Source organism: Pseudoalteromonas sp. UCD-33C (assembly GCF_001306895.1).
GTDB lineage: Bacteria > Pseudomonadota > Gammaproteobacteria > Enterobacterales > Alteromonadaceae > Pseudoalteromonas.
Window position 1 is genome coordinate 302,460 of the sequence record NZ_LJTB01000002.1, and the last position, 17,807, is coordinate 320,266.

General features: G+C 40.5%; 14 protein-coding genes. 7 read left to right on the forward strand and 7 right to left on the reverse strand.

Annotated elements, in window-relative coordinates:
- The first annotated feature begins 73 nt into the window (after positions 1–73).
- From AOG26_RS04645 to AOG26_RS04655, 3 genes are read left to right on the forward strand one after another with little or no spacing between them, the layout of a single operon-like run.
- Entirely contained in the window at positions 74–1,288 is a 1,215-nt protein-coding gene (locus AOG26_RS04645) for a thiamine pyrophosphate-dependent dehydrogenase E1 component subunit alpha (protein ID WP_054561424.1), read from the forward strand.
- Positions 1,288–2,265: an alpha-ketoacid dehydrogenase subunit beta gene (locus AOG26_RS04650; RefSeq protein ID WP_054561425.1), complete on the forward strand. Its 978-nt coding sequence runs from the start codon at positions 1,288–1,290 to the stop codon at positions 2,263–2,265. Before AOG26_RS04645 ends, AOG26_RS04650 begins: the two co-directional genes overlap by 1 nt.
- Before the next feature lie 8 nt (positions 2,266–2,273).
- On the forward strand, positions 2,274–3,845 hold the full coding sequence (locus AOG26_RS04655) for a dihydrolipoyllysine-residue acetyltransferase (protein ID WP_054561426.1): 1,572 nt from the start codon (positions 2,274–2,276) through the stop codon (positions 3,843–3,845).
- 61 nt (positions 3,846–3,906) lie between these two features.
- Here AOG26_RS04655 and AOG26_RS04660 read toward each other — a convergent pair whose 3' ends face one another.
- On the reverse strand, positions 3,907–5,079 hold the full coding sequence (locus AOG26_RS04660; RefSeq protein ID WP_054561427.1) for a putative manganese transporter: 1,173 nt from the start codon (positions 5,077–5,079) through the stop codon (positions 3,907–3,909).
- 71 nt (positions 5,080–5,150) lie between these two features.
- Positions 5,151–6,776, reverse strand: a complete 1,626-nt coding sequence (locus AOG26_RS04665; RefSeq protein WP_054561428.1) for a M28 family metallopeptidase — start codon at positions 6,774–6,776, stop codon at positions 5,151–5,153.
- A 110-nt stretch (positions 6,777–6,886) separates the two neighbouring features.
- Between AOG26_RS04665 and AOG26_RS04670 the strand changes: the two genes are divergently transcribed.
- The 4 genes from AOG26_RS04670 to AOG26_RS04685 all read left to right on the forward strand — a co-directional run bounded on the left by AOG26_RS04670 (position 6,887) and on the right by AOG26_RS04685 (position 12,896).
- Entirely contained in the window at positions 6,887–7,699 is an 813-nt protein-coding gene (locus tag AOG26_RS04670) for a DUF3025 domain-containing protein (RefSeq protein WP_054561429.1), read from the forward strand.
- Entirely contained in the window at positions 7,696–8,484 is a 789-nt protein-coding gene (locus tag AOG26_RS04675) for an ABC transporter ATP-binding protein (RefSeq protein ID WP_054561430.1), read from the forward strand. The genes AOG26_RS04670 and AOG26_RS04675 overlap by 4 nt, the downstream gene beginning before the upstream one ends.
- Positions 8,477–9,685, forward strand: a complete 1,209-nt coding sequence (locus AOG26_RS04680) for an ABC transporter permease subunit (protein ID WP_054553916.1) — start codon at positions 8,477–8,479, stop codon at positions 9,683–9,685. Before AOG26_RS04675 ends, AOG26_RS04680 begins: the two co-directional genes overlap by 8 nt.
- Before the next feature lie 172 nt (positions 9,686–9,857).
- The gene (locus tag AOG26_RS04685) at positions 9,858–12,896 is read left to right on the forward strand and encodes an ATP-binding protein (RefSeq protein ID WP_054561431.1); all 3,039 of its coding nucleotides are present in this window, start codon (positions 9,858–9,860) and stop codon (positions 12,894–12,896) included.
- On the opposite strand, the gene AOG26_RS04690 is transcribed toward AOG26_RS04685, so the two are convergent.
- From AOG26_RS04690 to AOG26_RS04710, 5 genes are all read right to left on the reverse strand, one after another.
- Complete coding sequence (locus AOG26_RS04690; RefSeq protein ID WP_054561432.1) at positions 12,893–13,726, reverse strand: UDP-2,3-diacylglucosamine diphosphatase; 834 nt, start codon at positions 13,724–13,726, stop codon at positions 12,893–12,895. The two genes, AOG26_RS04685 and AOG26_RS04690, sit on opposite strands and share 4 nt — an antisense overlap.
- A 142-nt stretch (positions 13,727–13,868) precedes the next feature.
- Complete coding sequence (locus tag AOG26_RS04695) at positions 13,869–15,593, reverse strand: proline--tRNA ligase (RefSeq protein WP_054561433.1); 1,725 nt, start codon at positions 15,591–15,593, stop codon at positions 13,869–13,871.
- Between the two features lie 113 nt (positions 15,594–15,706).
- Positions 15,707–16,411, reverse strand: coding sequence for a tRNA (N6-threonylcarbamoyladenosine(37)-N6)-methyltransferase TrmO (gene tsaA, locus AOG26_RS04700; RefSeq protein ID WP_054561434.1), 705 nt, complete (start codon positions 16,409–16,411; stop codon positions 15,707–15,709).
- A gap of 98 nt (positions 16,412–16,509) precedes the next feature.
- Entirely contained in the window at positions 16,510–17,082 is a 573-nt protein-coding gene (locus AOG26_RS04705) for an outer membrane beta-barrel protein (RefSeq protein WP_054561435.1), read from the reverse strand.
- Between the two features lie 239 nt (positions 17,083–17,321).
- Positions 17,322–17,786 carry an acyl-CoA thioesterase gene (locus AOG26_RS04710; RefSeq protein WP_054561436.1) on the reverse strand — a complete coding sequence of 155 codons (465 nt, stop codon included), beginning with the start codon at positions 17,784–17,786 and terminating at the stop codon, positions 17,322–17,324.
- Positions 17,787–17,807 lie beyond the last annotated feature (21 nt).

Genomic DNA, 17,807 nt, shown 5'->3' on the forward strand with positions numbered 1-17,807 from the left:
TTACAGCTCATGCTGATTAAAAATATAATTAAGGGCAGTAGCGTAGGTTTCTGACAACGAAAGAAGGTAGGTTATGAGTAATCCAAATAACGTATCGCTAAACATTAATCATGAACTGTCATTTATTGATGGTCACGCATTAACGATCCCTACATTAAGTATTCTTAATGAGGAAGGCGACATCTACGAAGGTGCAACCGCACCTGATATCGACAAAGCAACGGCAATCCGCCTATATGAAACAATGCGTTTTATTAGAGCACTTGATGAGCGTATGCAAGCAGCACAGCGTCAAGGCCGTGTTAGCTTTTATATGCAATGTCTAGGCGAAGAAGCGGCTGTAACAGCATCAGCTGCAGCGCTTGATCAAAACGATATGATCATGGCCCAATACCGTGAGCAAGCAGCTTTACGTTATCGTGGTTTTAGCCTTGACCAATTCATGAATCAAATGTTCTCAAATGAAAAAGATTTGGGTAAAGGTCGTCAAATGCCAATTCACTATGGCTCACGCGAACTTAACTACATGACTATTTCATCACCGCTTGGTACACAAATTCCGCAAGCAACAGGTTATGCATATGGCCAAAAAGTTCGTCATATTGATGCCCAAACAGGTGAGTTAAACAGCACTATTGATAACATCACTATTTGTTACTTTGGTGAAGGCGCTGCATCTGAAGGTGATTTCCATGCTGGTTTAAATATGGCCGCAGTTCATGAAGCACCGGTAATTTTCTTTGCCCGTAACAATGGTTATGCGATTTCTACACCTGCTGACGAGCAATTTAAAGGTGATGGTATTGCATCACGTGGTGTTGGCTATGGCATTAAAACAATCCGTGTTGACGGTGCTGATGCACTTGCTGTTTATGCAGCAACGAAAAAAGCCCGTGAAATTGCGACTACCAAAGGTGAACCTGTTTTAATTGAATCGATTGCCTATCGTCTAGGCGCTCACTCAACCAGTGACGATCCAAGCGGTTACCGTACAAAAGATGAAGAAGCAAAACATAAAGGCTGTCCAATCGAGCGTTTCCGTAAGTGGCTATTAAAGCAAGGTTGGTTAGACGAAGCGCAAGACGCAAAAGACAAAGAAACTATTCGTGAAGAAATTTTAGCAGCCCTTAAACGCGCTGAAAAAGTTGAAAAGCCAGCATTAGAAGACCTTATTTCTGATGTTTATGATAAGCCAATCCCATCACTGCAAAAACAATATGAAGAACTAAAAGAGCACATTTTGCAGCATCCTGATGCTTATCCAACAACTGCAGGGAGATTAAAGTAATGGCTAAAATGAACATGCTTCATGCAATTAACTCTGCCCTTGATATCACCATGGCAGAGCATCCAAATGCATGTATTTTCGGTGAAGACGTTGGTTATTTTGGTGGTGTATTCCGTGCTACATCTGGCTTACAAGAAAAATATGGTAAGCATCGTGTGTTCAATACACCGTTAACTGAGCAAGGTATTTTAGGTTTTGCTAATGGTTTAGCGGCGTTTGGTGCCCCTGCATTAGCTGAAATTCAGTTTGCAGATTATATTTTCCCTGCATTTGACCAAATCGTGAATGAATCAGCTAAGTTCCGTTACCGTAGTGGTAATGAATTTAATGTTGGCAATCTAACAATCCGTACACCATACGGTGGTGGTATTGCAGGTGGTTTATATCACTCACAATCACCAGAAGCTTATTTTGCTCACACACCGGGTTTAAAGTTGGTTGTGCCACGTAACCCATACCAAGCAAAAGGTTTGCTTCGTGCATCGATTAAAGATGATAACCCTGTTATTTTCTTTGAGCCGAAACGTTTGTACCGTGCATCAACAGGTGAAGTTCCAGAAGAAGATTACAGCATCGAGCTCGGTAAAGCTGAAATCGTGCAAGAAGGTACTGATGTCACTGTACTTGCTTGGGGTGCTCAGATGGAAATTATCGAAGACGCCGCTAAAAAAGCTGCAGAGCAAGGTATTAGTTGTGAAGTGATCGACTTACGTACCATTTTACCATGGGATGTTGAGACAATTGCTCAATCAGTGACTAAAACAGGCCGTTTAGTGGTAAGCCACGAGGCACCAATCACGAATGGTTTTGGTGCGGAAATCGTTGCAACAATTCAACAAGAGTGTTTCTTACACCTTGAATCGCCAATTGCTCGCGTGTGTGGTTTAGATACGCCATACCCATTAGCACTTGAAAAAGAATATGTGCCGGATGCACTTAAAGTGCTTGCTGCGATTAAGCAATCAGTAGAGTTTTAGGAGTCAGTATGTCTAAAGATTTTATCTTGCCAGATATCGGCGAAGGCATCGTAGAGTGTGAAATTGTTGAATGGTTAGTTGCAGAAGGCGATTCTGTAAAAGAAGACCAGCCTATTTGTGATGTTATGACCGACAAGGCGCTTGTGCAAATTCCTGCTGTTCATGATGGTGTGATCAGTAAGCTTTATTATGCAAAAGGGGATATTGCGAAAGTACATGCACCATTATTTGCAATGGATGTTGATGGCGAAGCACCAACACAAAGCGAAGAAGTGCAAGCTCCTGCAACTCCAACTGAAGCATCATCTGAGGCGGGTGAGCACTTAGAAGATTTCATTTTACCAGATATCGGCGAAGGTATCGTTGAGTGTGAAATCGTTGAGTGGTTAGTGAGTGAAGGCGATGAAATCGTAGAAGACCAAGCTGTGTGTGATGTAATGACAGACAAAGCATTGGTGCAAATTCCGGCTAAATACACAGGTAAAGTTGAAAAGCTTTATTATCAAAAAGGTGATATTGCAGCGGTTCACAGCCCATTATTCCAAATGAGCATTGCAGGCCAAAGTGCAGAGCCAGATGTAAGTTCTGCGGTAGTTAAAGCACAAACAAATGCAGCAACTAAACCTTCGCAGAAGTCTGCGACTTCAGCAAACTCTAGCAAACAACTGAATAAGAAAGCTGTTGCTTCACCTGCTGTTCGTCGTAAAGCCCGCGAACTTGATGTTGATTTAACACAAGTGCCAGGCTCTGGTAAAAATGGCCGTATTTATAAGCAAGATATCGAAGATTTCTTGAATGAAACACCAAGCCAAGCAGCATCACAACAAGCTGCGCCAAAAGCGGCAGAGCCTGTCTCAACTGTGGCGTCTTCTAGTGGCAATCGCGTAGAGCCTATTAAAGGCATTAAAGCGGCAATGGCTAAGCAAATGGTTGCTTCAGTTTCGACAATTCCTCACTTTACTTTCTGTGATGAAATTGACCTAACTAAACTAATTGCAATGCGCAGTGAGCTTAAAGAGCAGTATAAGCAACAGGGCGTTAAGCTCACTATGATGCCGTTCTTTATCAAAGCACTGTCGTTAGCGATTAAGCAATTCCCAGTACTAAACTCGCAAGTAAATGATGATTGCAGTGAGCTAACTTACTTTGATGATCATAACATCGGTATGGCGGTTGATTCTAAGATTGGTTTACTAGTACCAAACATTAAATCATGCCAGTCAAAGAGTATCGTAGATGTTGCAAACGAAGTGACTCGTTTAACTGAAGCAGCACGTGATGGTCGTGTTTCACCGGATGATTTGAAAGGCGGCACTATTAGCATTTCTAACATCGGTGCGATTGGCGGCACAATTGCAACCCCGATCATCAATAAACCTGAGGTAGCTATTGTTGCTTTAGGCAAACTGCAGCATTTACCTCGCTTTGATGCACAAGGCAATGTCGTTTCAGCTGCTATTATGCAAGTAAGCTGGTCTGGAGACCACCGAGTGATTGATGGCGGTACAATTGCCCGTTTCAATAACTTATGGAAGTCTTACTTAGAAGACCCTGCAAAAATGATGATGGCGATGAGCTAACATTAGTAAGCATTAAAAAACCAGCCTCGGCTGGTTTTTTTAATTGTAAATTTTGTATTTGCTATTTTCCGTAAAAATACAACCCATAACCCAGTAACAGCGCAGGTATTGATGAATACACCGTCGCGATTAAGGCCGCTTTTGGTGCTAATGCGATAGCTGGGAATAGGGCATCGCCGTCATTTGAAATTGCATTGGCTGTCATCGCACTAAATGGAATAATACCCTGAATATAGAGTGTCATTACGACGATTTGTGGCCCGCAGCCAGGTAATAAGCCAATAGCCACAGCCACCAGCGGTGCAAGATAAGCATACTCAGAAAACCAGGCTGTTAAATCAACACCGACTAGGTTAACGAGAATTTCAAACAGCATAAAACTGGCAACAACCCAGGCAGTAACAAAGTGCGTGTCCATTAATACTTTCGTGAGCTTTGAGGGAGGTGTGCAAGGCGCTTCTTCACTGGTTACTTGCTTATAACTGCTGCCTTTAGAAGACAGAGACCACACAACCACGGTGAATAGCGCCATGATTGAGCCAAACAGGGTGACGCCAGTATTAACGCTTTGACTAAATTCGCTAAGGTCAGAATTGGTAGCTATGACAGAAGCAATAATCAAGCTTGGTACTAGGGTAAACTTCCAAATAGGGCGGCTAAATTTCAAAGCGCTTGGTTGGCATTGTGGCTGCTCAGTATATTCACTTGCTTCGTCAGGTTGAAATTTATCTGGGCTATGAAATGTATTAACTATCTGACCGCTAATAATACCTACAGCAACACCGATTAACATCATTAATAAACCATCAAGCGGGCGGGTTGCTAACAGTAAAAAGGCGGCATCGCCCATGGTTGCGGTTAAGACTGCAACAACAGAGCCAAAGCTAGCCTGCTTTTTAGTAAATTGGGTTACCACAATAATGGCACCGCCACAGCCAGGCAAAGCACCTAAAATAGACGCAAAGCTCACCTCTAGAATGCCTGATTTAGCACGTAAATAGCTAAGCTGTAATTGAGGAAGTCGATCAATAAGGTAGTAATAGATTAATAAGGTGGCTGCAACAAATACAGATACTTGAAAAAAAGCATCACTCAGCGCTTGTAGGGTGAATTCTCGGCTTGCAGGTACCGCTAAAGAAATCAGTAATAAAAGGGGTAAAATTAAGCGTTTATTGTCCGTAATGTAACACCTCGCTTTATTAGGAATAAACCTCGTTTGTGTTAGTGAGAGCATACAGTGCAACCTAAAAATTAATCAGGTTACACTGTATTACGATTTTAAATGAAAATCAATCTCATTTGTATCTATTTGCGTTGGAACTCAGAAGTGGCATTCCAGGTCGGCCACTCTTTACGTTCTGAGATATCAAAACCTACTTGATAGAATAACTGAAGGTCCTGAACGGCACCTGATAAATCCCATTCATCACGGTAACGGTCGCAAGGCTGATGATAACAACCACGAAGCACTAAGCTCATACGCTTACGGTAATTTGCCGTTTCTTCGTCAAGAGCTTCACTACCACCACCGGCATACATTGCTGGTACACCCATGTTTGCAAATGCAAAGTGATCAGAGCGGTAATAACCACCTGAAGACGGTTTAGGATCACCAGATACTGTACGGCCTTGTGCTTTAGCAGCTGTTTCTAGCAGGCTATCCATTTCTGATTTACCAATACCAACAACACTGATGTCTTTTACTTTACCTAATAGGTTTAAGCTATCCATATTGATGTTAGCAACCGTTTGTGATGCTGGGATCACAGGGTTTGCAGCATAATATTTCGAGCCAAGTAAACCTTGTTCTTCAGCAGTAACGGCTAAGAAAGTCATTGAACGGCTAGGGTGCTCAGGTAAAGTAGCGAATGCTTCAGCAACTTCTATTAAACCAGCAGTACCCGTTGCATTATCATGGGCACCATTATAGATTTGGTCGCCTTTGCGGGTTTTATCAGTACCAAGGTGATCCCAGTGAGCTGAATAAATGATGTGCTCGTCTGGCTTTTCGCTACCCGGTAACGTCGCGATGAAATTATACGAAATTGACTTTTTGATTGTGTTATTTACTTCAACACTTGCTGTTAGGTCGCCCATATCAACATGGTAAGCGCCTTTTGCCGCATTAGCTTTCATTGTATCGAAATCTAAGCCTGCTTTTGTGAAAAGCTCTTTAGCAACATCAGTTGTTACCCAGCCTTCAACAGCAACACGGTCCATGTTGTTATTTTCTTTTTGGAAACCAAATTGCTCACCGCTCCAAGAGTTTTCAACAACTGACCATGGGTAAGAAGCCGGTGCGGTTTCGTGAATGATAATCGCACCTGCTGCACCTTGACGGCTTGCTTCTTCATATTTGTATGTCCAACGACCGTAATAGGTCATGGCATCGCCGGTGAATAAATCAGGGTTTTTCGTCGCAAAACCAGGATCGTTTACCAGCATAACAACTGTTTTGCCTTTAACATCTAGGCCTTCGTAGTCGTTCCAGTTGTATTCTGGTGCATTAACACCGTAGCCAACGAATACTAATTCAGAATTTTTAATGCTTTGCTTAGCACTAATACGGCTGCTACCCATTACCATATCTTTTTTGTATTGGTAATCTTTGCCGCCAATGGTAAGTACCATGTCTGAATCAGCTTCTAGTGAAACAAGCGGTACTTCTTGTAAGAAGCTATCACCGTTACCCGGCTCAAAACCCAATGCTTTAAATTGGTCGGTTAAATAGGCAAGCGTTAGCTCTTCACCTTTAGATGATGGTGCACGGCCACCGAACTCATCAGAGGCAAGCACTTTAATGTGCTCTGCTAATTGCTCTGAATTAATGCTTTGATAGGCTTTTTCGACATCACTTGATGTGATACTTGTTGAAGCACAGCCCGCAAGGATGGCACTTGCAAGGACTGTCATTGGAAAATAGCGTTTCATAATAGCTCTTTTTTTGTTTTATGGTGGTATTAGTATATGAGGTTCTATTAATGAGAACCAGTTTTTACGGTAAACTACCCACAATACATCAAGAAGTTAAAAAATAAGCAATGAAACGATTTACTGCTCCCGAGCAATGGTCAACACAATACCTCACAACGGGTGCTTTTAGTGACCTAGCGACGCTATTTAATTTAGATAAACTGTCAGATTGGCCATCTTGCCAGTGGTTTAATCAATATCTAAATGCGAAAACTACACAGGGCAAACCCATAATCTTTGTTGAAGATGAAAAGTTTGCTGATGAAACCCGTTATTATGAGCAAATCATATTTGAGACAGGGCAAGTACCGACAAGACAACAAAATTGGCATGACCTTTTTGGTGGCTTTATTTGGTGTTTATTTCCAAAAACCAAAGCGCTGATTAATCATCAGCATATCGAAGAAATTAAACTGCATGGTCTAAAAGAGCGTAGTAAACACCGAAATGCGCTTACTTTATTTGACGAATGCGGTGTGGTGCTGGCAATTACTGAGCAAAGCTGGCAGCAGCAATTACGCGACCACCAATGGCAGCAAGCCTTTGTAGAACAACGTGAACATTGGGGTAAAAGTATTAGGCCATTTATGTTTGGTCATGCTAACTACGAAATGCTCACTCAGCCGTATATTGGTTTAACGGGTAAAGCATTATTTGTAATTGTTCCTGATGACATATTTTGTAAAGATTTAAGCGAGCAATATGCGTATCTAGATCAACGTCTTTATGAGATGATAAAGCTTGATGATTGTTTGCGTGATAATAAAAACTTATCACCCTTACCCTTGTTAGGCGTACCAGGATGGTGGACTGACAATGAAGATCCAGAATTTTACAGTAACACTGATTACTTTAGACCGAAACGAAGGAAACGCACATGATTGAAGTGGCAGGGCTTAAAAAGAAGTTTAAGCTAACAAAAGATCATAAAAAAAATAAAACGGACAACGTAGACCCCCGTGAAGATAAAGAGTTTTTTCATTCTGTAAGAGACGTCAGCTTTCAATGTAACAAAGGTGAAGTACTCGGTTTACTCGGCCCAAATGGTGCCGGTAAAACAACCACCCTTAGAATGATTTCAACAGCCTTAAAACCAGATGAAGGCAGCATTACCATCTCTGGTCACGATATCGTTAAAAAGCCATTGGTTGGCCGCAAATCAATTGGATTTCTGTCAGGTAGTACCGGCTTATATGGGCGTTTAACAGTTAAAGAAAACGTTGAATACTTTGCCCGTTTACATGGCATGAGTAAAAAAGCGGTAGCCGCTCGTTGTGATGAGCTATTCACCTTACTTGATATGCACAGCTTTATTGATAAACGCGCCGAAAACCTTTCAACAGGTATGAAGCAAAAAGCCAATATTGCCCGTGCTGTTGTTCATCATCCTGATGTGGTTATTCTTGATGAGCCGACAACTGGTTTAGATATTATGACTACGCAAACCGTAATTAACTTTATTCGCGGCCTTAAAGAGCAGGGCACACCAGTTATTTTCTCAACGCACCATTTAGATGAAGTTGCCTTACTTTGTGACCGTGTTGCAGTGATAAACCAAGGAATTAGTTGCTTTGATGGCACCTTAGATGAGTTTAAACAAACAGGTCAAAGTGAAGAATTAAACCAAGCGTTTATGAATATTTTAACGGAGAGCCGTGATGTTTGAAGTATTTAAAAAGGAATTAAAAGAGCTATTACGTGACCGTAAAACATTGATATTCGTTGTTGCACTACCGGTTGCTATCTTCCCACTTTTATTTGCTGTTATGGCCTTTATTAGTTCACAAGCGGCGTTAGAGGCAGAGCAAGAGGTCCATACTTACGCTATTATCAATGGCAATTATGCGCAAGATTTTACAGATAAGGTGTTTTACCATAAGAGCTTTGCTTTATATAAAGGCGACGAAACCTTTAATACGGTAGAAGATCTCACTAAAGCGGTAAAAGCAGGCACCATAGACATGGGTATCTATTTACCTTCAGACGCTAAGCAAACGTTAGATGATGCAAAGCAAAGCGAATGGCAAGTTGTGTATAACGACGCAAAAGCAATTAACTTCCTATTTGACCGTGTAAAAGAACTGGCAAAAGAATATGGCGATACGCTGCGTACAAACAAACTATTAAGCTTTGGTGTATCAGAAGAGCAACAAGCTGCCATTATCGAGCCTATTAAAGTTGTGAAGGTCGACACTGCAGATAAACGTGAAAATCTTGGCGAGAAAATAGGTGGGTTTATTCCTTATCTACTTATTCCTCTGGTATTGATGGGCGCAACGTATCCGGCGATTGATTTAGGAGCTGGGGAAAAAGAGCGCGGTACCCTCGAAACCCTTCTACTTACACCAATCACCCGTACACAGCTGGTGTTAGGTAAGTTTGTAACCTTACTTGCTTCTTCTATTGCAACAACCACCATTACTGTACTCAGTATGGGTGTATGGATATCAGTGGCCATTGCATTTGTAGATTTAGCAGTTGTTAAAAACGCATTTAGCTCTTTAACCGTATTAGATTTAGGGCTGATTTTTGTGTTGTTATTACCTATTGCCGCAATCTTCTCATCATTAGCGTTGGCTATTTCAATTTATGCGCGAACCTTTAAAGAAGCGCAAAACTACATGGCACCACTTAGCATGGGTGTAATTTTCCCAATTATGGTTGCCTTGATGCCAAATGTTGAACTGACGAGCAAAACTGCTTTTATTCCTGTTACAAATGTAGCCTTGGCAATCAAAGAAATTATTAAAGGTACAGTTGATTACACACTCGTGGGTTTAATTTTCTTAGCGACAGTGATTGTGGCAGGTGCATTACTCGCGTTTTGCGTTAAATGGTTTAATAAAGAAGATGTCTTATTTAGATAAGAGATACTGATTTTACCTAATAATAAAGCACCATTTTGGTGCTTTATTTGTTTGTAAGCCAAGCTAAGTACCTGCTAATCCTTATTAATTAATATATTTTCTGTATACTCCGCTTTTATTACTATTCTCTCCTATACTCTAAAGCAGAGTAGAAAAGAAGGCTTTCGATTCAATGGATTCTGGACATTCAGCGCATTTCTATCAACGTCACAAATTACCAATACTTGCTTTTTGTATTCTCTTGCTATTGGCTATTTTTGTAACTGTAAAGTATGAATACGACCTTAGAGAGGATGTGTTCAGCCGCACCTTTGAACAGATGCAAAGAGAGCTCGACACTAAAGAAAGTGTACTAAAAACAAGTTTAAGAGAGAATATTTCTGCACTTAACTTTTTAGATTCAACGCCGCCAGTGCTTGCAATTATGCGCGCAACCAATGATCAAAATATAGATCCCGTTTTAGGCACGCCTATCTCGGCATGGAAAGATCGCCTAGCTAAAATCTTTACTGGTTTTATGACAACAGATAAAGACTTAGCTCAGGCTCGTTATATCTACATTGCTGATAACGGCAAAGAGGTTGTACGCGTTGATAGTGTGAATAAACAGGTCTTTAGAATTAGTGAGGAGGACTTACAACACAAAGGCCAACGTGATTACATGCAAATTACGGCAAAGCTTGAAAATGGTCAAATCTACTTATCACCAATTAACTACAACCGCGAAAATGGTCGTTTACAACAGCCTTATACCAGCACATACCGGATTGCAAAGCTGGTGAAAGATAACGAAGGTAAGCCCTTTGCTGTTCTTATCCTCAATTATTATGCAGAAGATCTTATTAACAAGCTAACAAGCAAATCATCAGATAAATTCTCTGTTTATCTGTTAAATGCTCAACAACAATTTATCTATCATCCAGAGGAATCATACCGTTTTAGTTTTGAGTTAGATGATCCACATTATTGGTCAGAGGAATTTAGTGCCGACCTCAAAATTAGTTCAGTTGATTTTTTTGACGTAGTAAACCTACCTGAAAAACTTTATCTAGATAAAATTATTGAGTTTAAAGATGGTGTACATATGCAGCCGTTTACACTGGCTGTCTCTATAAGCACTGATACACTGCTGAATGAAATACATCAAAAACGATTAAGGTTTATTGGCATTTTATGCTTAATCATTTTAGTTGTGCTGATGTTATTTATAATCTATCAACGTGACATCAACAGAAAAATTGAGCTCAGTTTTCTAAAAGAAAAGAACAGTAAAATTATAGAAAACTCAACAGATGCCATTATTATGGTTCAGCCAAATGGTGTTATTTGTAATGCCAATGAAACGGCAAAAACGTTTTTTGGTATAACAGAGCAAACCACCCATTTTGATACCTTGTTTAATTATAACGATGAAGATTTTCAAGGGATTGCACAAGCCATTAAAGAAGGGCAGCGGTGCTCGTTTGAAGCGGTTCACATCAGCGAGCTAAGCACACATTATTTCTCGATTACCATGACACCTGTTTTTGATGCAGCAAAACAGCAATATCAAATAGCGGCAATACTACGCAATATTGATTCACTTAAGTGCGCTCAACATCAACTAGAAAAGCTTAATGTGACATTAGAAGAAAAAGTGAAAAGCCGCACAGCCGAGCTCGAAAAGGCCACCGAAGAAGCATTAGCTGCAAGTAAAGCTAAAAGTGAATTTGTCGCCAATATCTCCCATGAAATCCGCACCCCGATGAATGGTGTACTTGGCATGCTCGAAATGCTTGAAGAAGAGCCATTATCTACTCAGCAAATGCAATACTTACATTATGCAAATACCAGCGCTAACTCATTGATGACACTGATTAATGACATTCTAGATTTTTCAAAAATTGAAGCTGGTAAACTTGATTTAGATAGTCACGAATTTGATGTCGTTTCAGTGTGCAGTGATTTAATAACATCGATGGCTGTTCAAGGTCAGAAAAAAGGTATTGAGATACTGTTCGATGCGCATGATATTACTCAGCGAACCGTGATGGGGGATAGCCACCGCTTAAAACAAATTCTCAATAATTTACTCAGTAATGCATTTAAGTTTACTCATAAAGGTCATGTTAGTTTAACGGTTAAGGAACAGCTGCATACAGATAAGTCGCTTTGCCTAAGCTTTGTAGTTGAAGATACAGGTATTGGTATTTCGAAAGAAAACCAAAGTAAATTGTTTGAAGTGTTTACTCAAGAGGACTCAAGTACAACACGCCATTATGGTGGCAGTGGTTTAGGCCTTTCAATAAGCCGAAAACTCGCTCAGTTGATGGGCGGTGATATTATCGTTGAAAGTGAAAAAGGAAAGGGCAGCCGCTTTTGTGCCAGTATCACAGTATCACTCAGTGCCTCATTAAAAGAGCAGGGGGCGATTACGGCTTTGAATAACAAACACGTTGGTTGTGCAGTTTTATATGATCTGCTTGGTCAAAACATAGAAACCCAATTAGAGAAAACTTGTCAGCCTCAGCCATCGAATGTTTCTCGATTAAGTGATATACCTGACAATGTTTTCAATGAGTTAGATTTACTTATCATTGATCATAAACACCCAGAACTAAACAATGTGTTGAGTTTTGCAAATAAATACTCCGACACCTGTGTATTAATTTTAGGTGTTATGGCATCACTTAAACAAAAAGAAACATTACCGAGCAATTGTACTGTTATTGCAAAACCTGTCACTCCTGATGAATTAGCCTACAAACTCGCTGTTTTATTTAATAACAATGATTCTGTTATTGAGCGTAAAAATACAGATACAAAAGAAATTATTGAGCTTGATTTAACATCTCGTTCAGTGCTTATCGTCGACGATAATATGATTAATATTGAGGTGAGCAAAGCTATCTTAAGAGATAGCTATGTTCATATTGAATCAGCCAGCGATGGTCTTGAAGCAATTGAGGTATTGAATAACAGCGAAACTCAATTTGATCTGATCTTAATGGATTGCCAAATGCCAAACTTAAATGGGTATGACTGTACCAAAGCAATCAGGCAGGGAAAAACAGGTGAGAAATACCAAGATGTGGTGATCATAGCCATGACCGCAAGCGCGATGGCTGGCGATAGAGAAAAATGCCTCAGTGTTGGTATGAACGACTATATCACCAAGCCAATTAAACAAGCCACATTGCGTAAAAAGCTCTCAATGTGGCTGAAGACTTAAGCGGCATCACGATCTTTATTAAATGCAGGTTTAGGCGTTAATGTACTAATATCAGCAGAGTGAATCACTTTTTGTGTTTCACTCCAGTGCAATAACTCAATACGGCCAGAGCTGTTTTCAACTAATGCAGTGCAGCTCTCAATCCAGTCGCCATCATTGCAATACAAAATTCCATCAACCACTTTAACGGCTGGGTGATGAATATGCCCACAAATGATGCCATCGACGGCTTGTTTTTTTGCTTCGTGGATTGCCGCTTTTTCAAATGCGTCAATTGCTTCACGTGCTTTATGCACTCGCGCTTTTATCCAAGAGGCCAATGACCAATAATTACCACCAAATAAACGGCGAATGCGATTAGTCCAACGATTTAAAAAAAGTAAAAAGTCGTATCCTGCATCGCCCGCAATACTGATTAATTTGTTGTAGCGGGTTGCTGAATCAAAATCGTCGCCATGCAACAGTAAAAACCGTTTGTTGGCTTTTGTGGTATGGATATATTGTTTATGTACTTCAATACCGAATAATGAATCATTGGCATAATGGCGAAAGGTTTCGTCGTGGTTACCCGGTATATAGATCACTCGAGTGCCATCTTTCGCTTTTTGTTGAATAAGCGCTAATACATCATAATGACTAGGGTGCCAAAAGAACTGTCGTTTCATCGACCATAAATCGACAATATCACCGACCAAATACAGAACATCGCATTCAATCGCATTTAAAAAGTCTAGTAAATACTGCGCTTGGCAGTCTTTATAACCTAAGTGAACGTCGGAAATCCAAACGGCAGGATAGTGGGTTTTACTACTGCAAGTGGTGTTATTCATGGCATTTACTCATGGTGTAATAAAGTAAATACTAGGCAGAATCAATGACAGTTAAAAGACGTTTTAGCGAAACATCTATGACAATTAAGAAATACAAAAAAACCGCCGAAGCGGTTTTTTATATTTTGTTGAGCTGACTTAATTAGCCTTTAACAAGTGCGGCAATTTCGGAAGCGGCACTGTCTAAATCAAGCATTAGCTTTTCACCAGTACGACGGTTTTTAAGCTCCACCTTATTTTCATCAAGGTTACGCTCACCAATAACCAGCGTGAAAGGCACACCTAATAATTCCATGTCGTTAAACATAACGCCAGGGCGCTCTTTACGGTCATCAAACAACACATCTAAACCTGCATCTTTTAAACCTTTGTAAAGGTTATCTGCAATATCAGGAATACGATGAGACTTATGCATGTTCATAGGTACAATTGCTAAATCAAATGGTGCGATAGGTTGCGGCCATTTAATACCGTATTGGTCGTTGTTTTGCTCAATAGCGGCAGCTACGATACGTGATACACCAATGCCGTAACAACCCATTGTCATTACTTGGTTTTTACCTGATTCACTTAATACGCCTGCTTTCATTGCTTCTGAGTACTTAGTGCCAAGTTGGAAAATATGGCCAACTTCAACACCACGTTTAATTTGCAGTGAACCTTGGCCACACGGGCTTGGATCGCCTTCCACGATATTACGGATATCAGCCACTTCGTAGTTTGCTACATCGCGATCCCAGTTGATACCGCTGAAATGTTCACCATCTTTATTAGCACCAGCTACAAAATCAGCCATTACGTTAGCTGTGCGGTCAACAATTATTGGCATTGATAGGCCGACTGGGCCTAATGAACCTGGTTTTGCGCCAATAGCAGCAACGATGTCTTCTTCTTTTGCCATTTCAAGCGGTGAGTCTACAAGCGGGTGTTTCTCAGCTTTTAACTCGTTTAGATCATGGTCGCCACGTAATACAAGGGCAACTAAACCACGTTGTTCGTTTTCATCTGGTGCGCCATAAACGATTAATGTTTTTACACCGCGATGAGGTTTAACCCCATAGTGTTCTTTAAGCTCAGCAATTGATTTTGCATCAGGTGTTGGGAACGCTTTTAGCTCTTTGCTTGCAGCTGGGCGCTCTTCAGTCGGTGCCAGTGCTTCTGCTTTTTCGATATTTGCAGCATAATCACTTGCATCACTAAATGCGATTGCATCTTCGCCTGATTCTGCAAGCACATGGAATTCATGTGACACGCTACCACCGATAGAACCGGTATCAGCGATAACAGGGCGGTAATCAAGACCAAGGCGCTCGAAGATGTTGCAGTAAGCTTTGTGCATAACTTGGTAAGTTTTCTCTAAACACTCATCACTTAAGTGAAAAGAGTAAGCATCTTTCATCGTAAATTCACGAGCACGCATTACACCAAAACGAGGGCGAACTTCATCACGTACTTTTGTTTGTACTTGGTAAAGAGTAAGCGGTAATTGCTTATAAGAGTTTACTTCTTTACGTACAAAATCAGTGATCACTTCTTCGTGTGTAGGGCCAAGTGCAAATGGGCGGTTGTGACGGTCATTAATACGAAGTAATTCAGGACCAAATTGCTCCCAACGACCAGACTCTTCCCAAAGATCAGCTGGTTGGATTATAGGCATTAACATTTCGATAGCGCCTGCTTTATCCATTTCTTCACGTACGATGTTTTCTACTTTTTTAAGTACGCGTAGACCAGAGGGCAACCATGTATACAAACCCGACGCAACGCGGCGGATCATGCCTGCTCGTAGCATTAATTGATGAGAAACAATTTCTGCATCAGACGGAGTTTCTTTAAGTGTTGCGAGTATATATTGACTGGTACGCATCTCTATTCCAAGTAGTGTTAAAATTATTATCGTTTACTCAAGACGTTTGAGTAATAACAAGGCGCTAAGTTTACCAGTGGAAGCACTGACACTAAAGCGCTATATGCTAAAAACTAGCATTTTTCAATGCTGGTCACTGTATTATGATTGTCCTGAACATGCCACCTAATATTAAAATCATATAAGGTCATGCCGTAGCTTTGTTCTGAGTCACGTTGTTTTTTATAGGCAGGGCGAGGATCTTGCTTTAATACATTGCTTATAAACGCTTTTAATTCAGGTTGTTCGGTCTGTTTTTCGATAAACGCCAAGGCTTCTTCACTAAACTCAACGCTCATATCGGTTTCTGGTCGGGTATCGGCAAAGCCTGCGGTGGCATCGGTCATTGCGTCTGAGTAGGGCAAATAAGGTTTAATGTCTAAAATAGGTGTGCCATCGAGTAAATCGATACCTGAAAGCAATAAGCTTAATTGACCATTTTTATATTCAATGCCTTCAAGTTTTACAGCACTCATGCCTATAGCATTTGGGCGAAAGGTTGCACGTGTTGCAAATACACCTTTACGTTCATTACCGCCTAGGCGAGGGGGTCTCACCATTGCTGAATAGCCTTTATCTGCGGTTTCATGAAATCTGAATAGTAACCAAATATGGCTAAATTCATCGAGGCCGCGTACAAACTCTTCACGATTAAAATCGCTGCTGAATACCAGCTTTGCTTTAGCCTCAGGAACCAAACGAGGTTGGCGAGGTATGGCAAACTTTTGTTTATAAGGAGATTGAATATGGCCGACGGCAGTTAATTGGTATTCGCTCATTGTGCATTGTTGTTAAGAAAATCTGCCGACATTTTACATGCAAACGTAAAAAAAGGCAGTCGAGACTGCCTTTTAATATTTAGACTATGTAGTCTAAATTAAAACATGTATTGGAATGATACAGACGCTACATCCATATCTGGGTCAATATCATCTTCTAATTTATAGCGCTCATACTCTAAACGTACTTGCATGTTTGTTGTGAAAGCATATTCTACACCTGCACCATAAAATACATCACCACCGTCTGTATCAGCACTGATACTGCCAAGCTCGCCTAGGTCTTGCTCAATTTCAGCATCCCACTCTAGCCAACCACCTTTGGCATAAACAGAAAAGCTATCTGTAATTGGGGCTGCTAAGCGTGCTGCTAATGAAACACCGTCAATTTCGGCTTTAGAATCGATATCGCTTACTTCATCAAAATTTTGATAGGCAAGTTCAAGGCTCAAGTACTTGTTAAACTGAGTACCAATATAACCTTTCAGCATTTGTGAATCGTCATCAAAGTCAGTGTCATTTTCACTGTCTTCAAACTCAAAAGAATATTGGCCGTAGCCGATACCGGTATAAATACGCGGAGAATCCATTTCGGTAATATCTGCATGTGCAGCATTATTAAAACCTAGTAGTGCTAAAGAAAGTGCAGAAAGTGAAATTGCTTTAATCATTTAATAGCTCCTTTATAAAATAAATAAACGAATGTTTCGCGTCATTCACAAGGAGTAATGCAACGGCAATGCCAAGCTTAAAACAAAGCCTAAAGTATTGTTTTTAGGCTTTTTTAAGTGGTTTTTTGTGCAGTTTGTTGAAACTGTAATCAGGCATTCAGTTTGGCAGTCGTAACAATTTCAGGGTGCTCTGTAGAAGTTACTAGGTACGGTTTATAATTTTTTGTTCCTTTAAGCTTTTAGGCTTTTTGTAAAAGGGTTTCTGTTTCTATCGCAATCTCTTTCATTTTTATCGCATAGTTTTCGATTTTCTTTTCTTCGTCTGTTACGGCTGTATATGAAGGTACTTCGATTGGGTAGCCTGCTTCATCCATAGCAATAAAACTTATAACACAATGATTGGTTTCAACTAGGTTTTGGGTTTTAGGGTCGCCGCAGCGTACTTGAATAAAGATTTGCATACTGGTTTTACCTGTGTGTGCGATACTGGCTTTCACTTCGACTATTTGGCCAACCAAAATAGGGCGCTGAAACTTTACACCCGCAACTGAGACAGTTACGCAGTAATGACCGCTCCAACCTGCAGCACAGGCGTAACCAGCTTGGTCAATCCACTTCATTACCACACCACCATGAACTTTACCGCCAAAATTGACATCAGTAGGTTCAGCTAAAAAACGAAAGGTTACACTTGAAGACGGCATACTTTACTCACTTTTATAAAA

Bases quoted from the DNA above. Each gene is read 5' to 3' on its own strand.
- AOG26_RS04645 (WP_054561424.1), top strand. From the start codon at position 74: ATGAGTAATCCAAATAACGTATCGCTAAACATTAATCATGAACTGTCA.
- AOG26_RS04650 (WP_054561425.1), top strand. From the start codon at position 1,288: ATGGCTAAAATGAACATGCTTCATGCAATTAACTCTGCCCTTGATATC.
- AOG26_RS04655 (WP_054561426.1), top strand. From the start codon at position 2,274: ATGTCTAAAGATTTTATCTTGCCAGATATCGGCGAAGGCATCGTAGAG.
- AOG26_RS04660 (WP_054561427.1), bottom strand. From the start codon at position 5,079: ATGCTCTCACTAACACAAACGAGGTTTATTCCTAATAAAGCGAGGTGT.
- AOG26_RS04665 (WP_054561428.1), bottom strand. From the start codon at position 6,776: ATGAAACGCTATTTTCCAATGACAGTCCTTGCAAGTGCCATCCTTGCG.
- AOG26_RS04670 (WP_054561429.1), top strand. From the start codon at position 6,887: ATGAAACGATTTACTGCTCCCGAGCAATGGTCAACACAATACCTCACA.
- AOG26_RS04675 (WP_054561430.1), top strand. From the start codon at position 7,696: ATGATTGAAGTGGCAGGGCTTAAAAAGAAGTTTAAGCTAACAAAAGAT.
- AOG26_RS04680 (WP_054553916.1), top strand. From the start codon at position 8,477: ATGTTTGAAGTATTTAAAAAGGAATTAAAAGAGCTATTACGTGACCGT.
- AOG26_RS04685 (WP_054561431.1), top strand. From the start codon at position 9,858: ATGGATTCTGGACATTCAGCGCATTTCTATCAACGTCACAAATTACCA.
- AOG26_RS04690 (WP_054561432.1), bottom strand. From the start codon at position 13,726: ATGAATAACACCACTTGCAGTAGTAAAACCCACTATCCTGCCGTTTGG.
- AOG26_RS04695 (WP_054561433.1), bottom strand. From the start codon at position 15,593: ATGCGTACCAGTCAATATATACTCGCAACACTTAAAGAAACTCCGTCT.
- tsaA (WP_054561434.1), bottom strand. From the start codon at position 16,411: ATGAGCGAATACCAATTAACTGCCGTCGGCCATATTCAATCTCCTTAT.
- AOG26_RS04705 (WP_054561435.1), bottom strand. From the start codon at position 17,082: ATGATTAAAGCAATTTCACTTTCTGCACTTTCTTTAGCACTACTAGGT.
- AOG26_RS04710 (WP_054561436.1), bottom strand. From the start codon at position 17,786: ATGCCGTCTTCAAGTGTAACCTTTCGTTTTTTAGCTGAACCTACTGAT.